Origin of the sequence: Nocardia sp. NPDC060220, from assembly GCF_042727815.1 — a bacterium.
In the GTDB taxonomy this organism is placed as follows: domain Bacteria; phylum Actinomycetota; class Actinomycetes; order Mycobacteriales; family Mycobacteriaceae; genus Nocardia.
This window is the reverse complement of sequence record NZ_JBHWZY010000401.1, coordinates 1-6,177: the sequence shown is the minus strand read 5'-3', so window position 1 is coordinate 6,177 and position 6,177 is coordinate 1. Positions and strand designations below refer to the sequence as shown.

Here is a 6,177-nt window from a genome sequence, read left to right as displayed (position 1 = left end):
CCTCCCGGTCCCAGGGAATCTGCTGCACCGCGAAACCCGTGGCGCCCCGGATGAAGACAGTGCCGCTGAACAGGAAGATCAGCGGCACTGTTCCCTCCCGTAGGGCGTGCAGGTATTTGGCGCCGCTCACCTCGAAGTCGTAGGTGCACGGCATCGGCAGGTCCACTTGGGCGCCGCCGTGGAAGCCGGGAACCATGGTGGCGCAGTGCATCCAGAGGAAGGAGCGCTGGGTGTCGCGCCAGCGTTCGCGTGGGCCGAACAGGTCGACCAGGCCCGCGCTCTCCTCGTCGGTATAGCTCCGGCGGTGCGGTTCGATCCGCACCTGTGCGCGCAGGGCGATGGCATGCACCGGTTCCTCGCCGAGCACCGCGATGCCGATCCGGGCCGACAGCGTCGGTGTCGCGGCGTAGGGCTCCGGCGCGATGTCGAGCACCGCGAAAGTCGTCGAGTAGGCCGGGCACATCACGCACCACCTGGTCGCGCACGCGCCGAGACCGTGGCGAAGAACTCGTCGAGATACCGGTGCACATCCTGACCGCCGTCGAATCCGCGCCACAGCATCCGCATCCGGCCGACGAATTCGTAGCAGGTGTCGATGGGCAGCAGCAGGCAAGCCGCCTCGGCGGTGCCCCGCTCGGGGACCCGGATCATCAGTGCTTCGACGTCGGGGACCGCGACATCGATCTCGGGGTGCCGGTCGAGCAGGGTGCGCCACTGGTCGAGGGGCAGTTCGGATTCGGTGGCGCCCGCCGGTCCCGGATAGAACGCGACGGTGCGACCCAGCGCCGAGTTCGCGAAGAAGAACGCCAAGCCCACCGGGATCTCGAGTGCGTCCCATTCGCCGTGGCTGATGGTGAAGTCGGGGAAGCGCAGGTACCGGTCGGGCACGGCACGGTATCGCAGGACCGCGTTCTGGTCGGTGAACAGCAGGTAGCAGCCCCGGCACACGCACAACAGTTGGCGCCCTTCGACATTCACCACGTGCTGATGCTCTTCGGCGATGGCCTCGGCGCACATCTCACACCGCTCGCCCGCCGGGACGGCGGGTTTGCGGTCGACGGTGAGGCGGCGCAGCACTCCCAGCCCAGAACTCATCCGGCCACCCCCACGGGCACGGCCACCGAGAGCTCCCCGGCGCGTACGAGCACGGGCAGTGGTTCCAGGTGTCCTTCGCCGTCGACTCTGGCACCGGCGTGGACGGCGTCGTAGTGCGCCCGGCAGGTCGGGCAGCGCAACACGGCCTCACCGACCGGGAAACCCATCCGGCGATGCAGCACCGCGCCGGCGAGCGAGTTGTCGCAGGCGGGGCAGTGATCGCGGTAGACGAACAGATCATCACCGACCCGGCAGGCAAGCACGGTCTGCCCGCCGATGACGAAGCCGCCGACCTCGCCCGCACCGAGTTCCCCCAGTTCCGGAACCGCTATCCAGCTCCCGTGCTGCGACTCGACCGGGTGGGCGTCGGCGTGCACCCGGGCGAACAACGAATCGGCGGAGATCAAGGCATCCGCCGATTCCGGTTGCGCGGCAGCCACTTCGATCGACGCGATTTCCGGCGCGGCGGCACGTACCGCGTCCTCCACCGCCAGTTCCAGCGTCACCGACGACGAGGGGCAGGTGCGACAACTGCCCGACAGTTCGAGCTGGACGACGCCGTCGGCCACGCCGAGCAGTTCCACGTCACCACCATGGGAGCCCAGGTAGGGGCGCACGCTGTCGAGAGCAGCGCGGACGCGCGTGTCGACGTCGTGCGGATGCAGGCCGTGCACCAGCAGCAGACTCGCGACCAGATCGTCGGCGACGAGCTGCTCACGAACGTCACCATCGACCAGTTCGAGCACGCGTGCCAGCCCGGCACCGTAGAGGTCGGCGACCTCACGCACCAGCTGCTCGGCGCGCTCGCGAGCGACGACGCCACCCGCCGAACTCGCGTCCAGCAGGGTCTCGATCCGGTCGCCTGCGCCGCGCCACCGGTCTGGGTCGAACGCCGCCTCGTCGTGCTCCCCCGGACGATCCGGCATCACCGTTACTCCCCGGTGAGTGTCTGGGTCGGTGAGTGGAGTTTCTCCAGCGACTTGCCGTTGCCGAGGTACATGTGCACACCACACGGCAGGCAGGGATCGAAGCTGCGCACGGTGCGCATGATGTCGATGCCCTTGAAGTGCTCGCGGTCGTTCTCCTCGAAGATCGGCTGGCCCTGCACCGCGTCCTCGTAGGGTCCCGGCGTGCCGAAACTGTCGCGGGGGTTGGCATTCCACGGCGTCGGCGGATACGGGTGGTAGTTCGCGATCTTGCCGTCCCTGATCACCATGTGATGGGACAGGACCCCGCGCACCGCCTCGGTGAACCCACAGCCGATGCTCTCGTCCGGTACCTCGAAGTGCTCCCACGTCTTGGTCCGTCCCGCCCGGATCTCCACGAGCGCCTGCTCCGCGAAGTGCAGCGCACTGGCCGCGGCGTAGGCCTGGAAGTAGGTGCGGGCGCGGTTGCGTTCGATGGTGTTGCTGCCGAACGCGGGGATCTTCCATTCGAAGCTGACCGGGCCCTTCAACGCGGTCTTGGGCAGGTTGATCTGCACACTGTGTCCGGTCGACTTCACGTAGCCGATGTCGACGAGCCCGGCCAGCGCCGTCGACCACAGCCGGGCCAGCGGGCCGCCGCCGGTGTCGAGGGCCAGATGGTCGGTGCCGTCGAACCAGCGCGGCGACATCACCCAGCTGTACTTGTCGTCCATGTCGCGCTTCTGCGGCTTGGGGTTGGTGTGCTGGTTCCAGGGGTGACGCCGGTCGACCGGATTGCCGAGCGGGTCGGTCTTCACGAACATCTCCTGGTCGTTCCAGTCGTCGTAATACGAACTACCCAAAAGGATTCGGATGCCGAGATTGATGTCGACGAGGGACGTCGTGACCAGTTTTCCGTCGACGACCACGCCGGGGGTGACGAACATCCGCCGACCCCATTCCTCCATGTCCTTGTACTCGAAATTGCACACCTCGGGGTCCTGGAACGAGCCCCAGCAACCCAGCAGGGTGCGCCGCAGTCCGACCTGTTCGTAGCCCGGCAGCGCCTCGTAGAAGAAGTCGAAGAGATCATCGTGCATCGGCACGACCTTCTTCATGAATTCGACGTAGCGCATCAGGCGCGTCATGTAATCGGTCATCAGCTGGATCGTCGCGACGGTTCCCACACCGCCGGGATACAGCGTCGACGGGTGCACGTGCCTGCCCTCCATCAGGCAGAACATCTCACGGGTGTAGCGGCTGACGTGCAGCGCCTCCCGGTAGAACTCGCCGGTGAACGGATTGAGCGCGCGCATGATGTCGGCGATGGTGCGATAGCCGTGCGCGTCCGAATGCGGCGCGAGCGTGGTCTCGGCCTGCGCGAGGACGCCGGGGTTGGTCTCGGCGACCATCTTCTCGCAGAAATCCACGCCGACCAGATTCTCTTGAAAGATGTTGTGGTCGAACATGTATTCGGCGGCCTCACCGAGATTGACGATCCACTCGCCCAGGTGCGGCGGTTTCACCCCGTAGGCCATGTTCTGGGTGTAGCACGAGCAGGTGGCGTGATTGTCGCCGCAGATCCCGCAGATGCGGCTGGTGATGAAATGCGCGTCGCGGGGATCCTTGCCCCGCATGAAGATCGAGTAGCCGCGGAAGATGGACGAGGTGCTGTGACACTCGACCACTTCACGATTCTCGAAATCGATCTTGGTATAGATTCCCAGGCTGCCGACGATGCGGGTGATCGGGTCCCAGGCCATTTCGACCAGGCTGTCGGGATCGATCCGCTTGTGCGACGGCTCGGGGATGATGGCAGTCATTCCAATCGCCTCCTACCAGGTGCGGGTGGCGCCGGATTCCAGCTTCTCGCCCTTGTGCCGCCATCGCGGCTCCTTGTCCACCGTGCGTCCGGTGATATGGCGCAGACTGCGGATCACCGACCCGTACAGCCCTGATGCCGTCGAGGAGATCTTGCCGCCGGGCGGCTCGTCCATGAACGGCATGAATTTGTCCGGGAATCCCGGCATGGTGCAGCCGATGCAGATGCCGCCCACGTTCGGGCAGCCACCGACGCCGTTGATCCAGCCCCGCTTGGGGACGTTGCATTTGACCACCGGGCCCCAACATCCCAGTTTCACAATGCATTTCGGGGAGCCGTACTCGTCGGCGAAGTCGCCTTCCTCGTAGTAACCCGCTCGATCACAGCCTTCGTGGACGGTGGCGCCGAACAACCATTTCGGGCGCAGCGCCTCGTCGAGGGGAATCATCGGGGCCTGTCCGGTGGCCATGTAGAGCAGGTAGGTCAGCGTTTCGGACATGTTGTCCGGATGGACCGGGCAACCGGGCACGCACACGATCGGGATCCCGGCCTTGGATTTCCAGTCCCAGCCGAGGTAGTCGGGCACACCCATCGCGCCGGTGGGGTTACCCGCCATGGCGTGGATGCCGCCGTAGGTGGCACAGGTGCCGACCGCGACCACCGCGGTGGCCTTCGGGGCCAGCCGATCGAGCCATTCACTGGTCGTCATCGGCTGTCCGGTGGCGGGATCGTTGCCGAAGCCGCACCAGTAGCCCTCCTCGTGGAGTTGCTCGTTCGGGATGGAGCCTTCCACCACGAGCACGAACGGTTCGAGTTCACCCCGGTCGGCTTTGAAGAACCATTCGAGGAAATCGTCGGCGCCGCCGGCGGGACCGCATTCGAAATCGATCAGCGGCCAGTGCACCGCGATCTGCGGGAGCCCGGGCAGAGCGCCGAGCGCGATCTCCTCGATACTGGGCTGCGTCGCGGCGGTCAGCGCGACCGAATCACCGTCACAACTGAGGCCGGCGTTGATCCACAGCACGTGAATCAGGGCCTGTTCTGCTTTGATTGCTTCCTGGGTAGGCATGGGCTGCGCCACTTTCTGAAGCGGGGCATCGCAGGCTCGCGGGAACCTACGGCGTGATCCTGATCACGCAAGTCTATGTCGCTGGTGAGTGATCCTCAATAGTTGCTGACCGCTGCCGCCGGAGCCAGTCGTACCACTGCGCCATGCCGGAACCGCTGGTCACCGAGAGGGGCAGGATCTGCGCGTGCGGGTTGATCGACGCCGCGTATTCCCGGCATTTGTCCAGGTCGAAGTTTACATAGGGCAGCAGATCGATCTTGTTGACGAGGACCAGAGACGCCGCGGCGAACATGTGCGGATACTTCAGCGGCTTGTCGGTGCCCTCGGTCACCGAGATCACCACGACTTTGCCGCGTTCACCGAGGTCGAACAGGGCCGGGCACACCAGGTTGCCGACATTCTCGATGAACAGCAGGGTGCCGGGGGCGGGATCGAGGGACTCGAGCGCGCGGTAGGTCATCTCGGCGTCGAGATGACAGCCCGCGCCGGTGTTGATCTGCACGACCCGACAGCCCGTCGCCCCGATCCGCTCGGCGTCGAGCAGGGTCGCCTGGTCACCCTCGATCACCGCGATCGGTATCTCGGTGGACTCGCGGATCGTGCGCTCGAGCAGGGTGGTCTTGCCCGCGCCGGGTGAGCTGGTCATGTTCAGCGCCAAGATGTCGCGGGCGGCGAGCCAGTCCCGGTTTCGCTGGGCCAACAGGTCGTTCTTGGCCAGAACCTTTTGCTCGAGGGTGATGGTCTCGGTGACCGGCAGATGCACGTGCTCATCGCCGTGACCATGGCTGTGCCGGTGCGGCTCGTGCTCGTGGCCGTGGCCGTGCTCGTGCTCGTGCTCGTGCTCGTGCTCGTGCGGGAGGGTGATCACCGCGGCGTCGTCGTCGCCACATCCACAGGTTGCGCACATTCTCGGCTCACTTCCATCGAGCGGATTCGGAGTTCGTGCCCGGCTCTGATCTCGACATCGGCGCTGCCGCACTCGCACAGGGCGATCGGCTCGAGCACGGTGAACTCGGCGCCACAGCTTCGACAGCCCGCCCGGCCGGGCACCACGTCGATCTCGAGGCTCGCGCCCTCGGCCAGGGTTTCCTCGGCGGCGAGTTCGAAGCAGAACTGCATCGCCTCCGGAACGACCGCGCACAGCACGCCCACTTCCAGCAGCACGCTGTGCACCCGTGCTCCCGCCGCGTGTTCGCACACGGCGTCGATGACACTCTGGGTGATCGCCATTTCGTGCATCGCAGTCTCGGTTCGTCGAGGGAGGAACCCACCGCTCAGGTTACTCC

General features: G+C 65.9%; 7 protein-coding genes. All 7 read right to left on the bottom strand.

The genetic code is table 11. The features are described from left to right. Nucleotides 1-463 (bottom strand): DUF6084 family protein (locus tag ACFWF3_RS20695; RefSeq protein ID WP_379314905.1); only part of this gene is annotated, 463 nt, incomplete at its 3' end. Next, the gene (locus tag ACFWF3_RS20690; RefSeq protein WP_379314904.1) at nt 463-1,095 is read right to left on the bottom strand and encodes a DUF5947 family protein; all 633 of its coding nucleotides are present in this window, start codon (nt 1,093-1,095) and stop codon (nt 463-465) included. The genes ACFWF3_RS20690 and ACFWF3_RS20695, both read right to left, overlap by 1 nt. Further along, complete coding sequence (locus ACFWF3_RS20685; RefSeq protein WP_379314903.1) at nt 1,092-2,021, bottom strand: NifU family protein; 930 nt, start codon at nt 2,019-2,021, stop codon at nt 1,092-1,094. Before ACFWF3_RS20685 ends, ACFWF3_RS20690 begins: the two co-directional genes overlap by 4 nt. A 5-nt stretch (nt 2,022-2,026) precedes the next feature. Beyond that, the gene (locus ACFWF3_RS20680; protein ID WP_379314902.1) at nt 2,027-3,823 is read right to left on the bottom strand and encodes a nickel-dependent hydrogenase large subunit; all 1,797 of its coding nucleotides are present in this window, start codon (nt 3,821-3,823) and stop codon (nt 2,027-2,029) included. A gap of 12 nt (nt 3,824-3,835) precedes the next feature. After that, nucleotides 3,836-4,891 (bottom strand): hydrogenase expression protein HypE, encoded by a 1,056-nt coding sequence (locus tag ACFWF3_RS20675; protein WP_194828071.1) that lies wholly within the window; start codon nt 4,889-4,891, stop codon nt 3,836-3,838. A gap of 73 nt (nt 4,892-4,964) precedes the next feature. Beyond that, nucleotides 4,965-5,798, bottom strand: coding sequence for a hydrogenase nickel incorporation protein HypB (gene hypB, locus ACFWF3_RS20670; RefSeq protein WP_379314901.1), 834 nt, complete (start codon nt 5,796-5,798; stop codon nt 4,965-4,967). Next, nucleotides 5,756-6,130, bottom strand: a complete 375-nt coding sequence (locus ACFWF3_RS20665) for a hydrogenase maturation nickel metallochaperone HypA (RefSeq protein ID WP_378987325.1) — start codon at nt 6,128-6,130, stop codon at nt 5,756-5,758. The genes hypB and ACFWF3_RS20665 overlap by 43 nt, the downstream gene beginning before the upstream one ends. Nucleotides 6,131-6,177 lie beyond the last annotated feature (47 nt).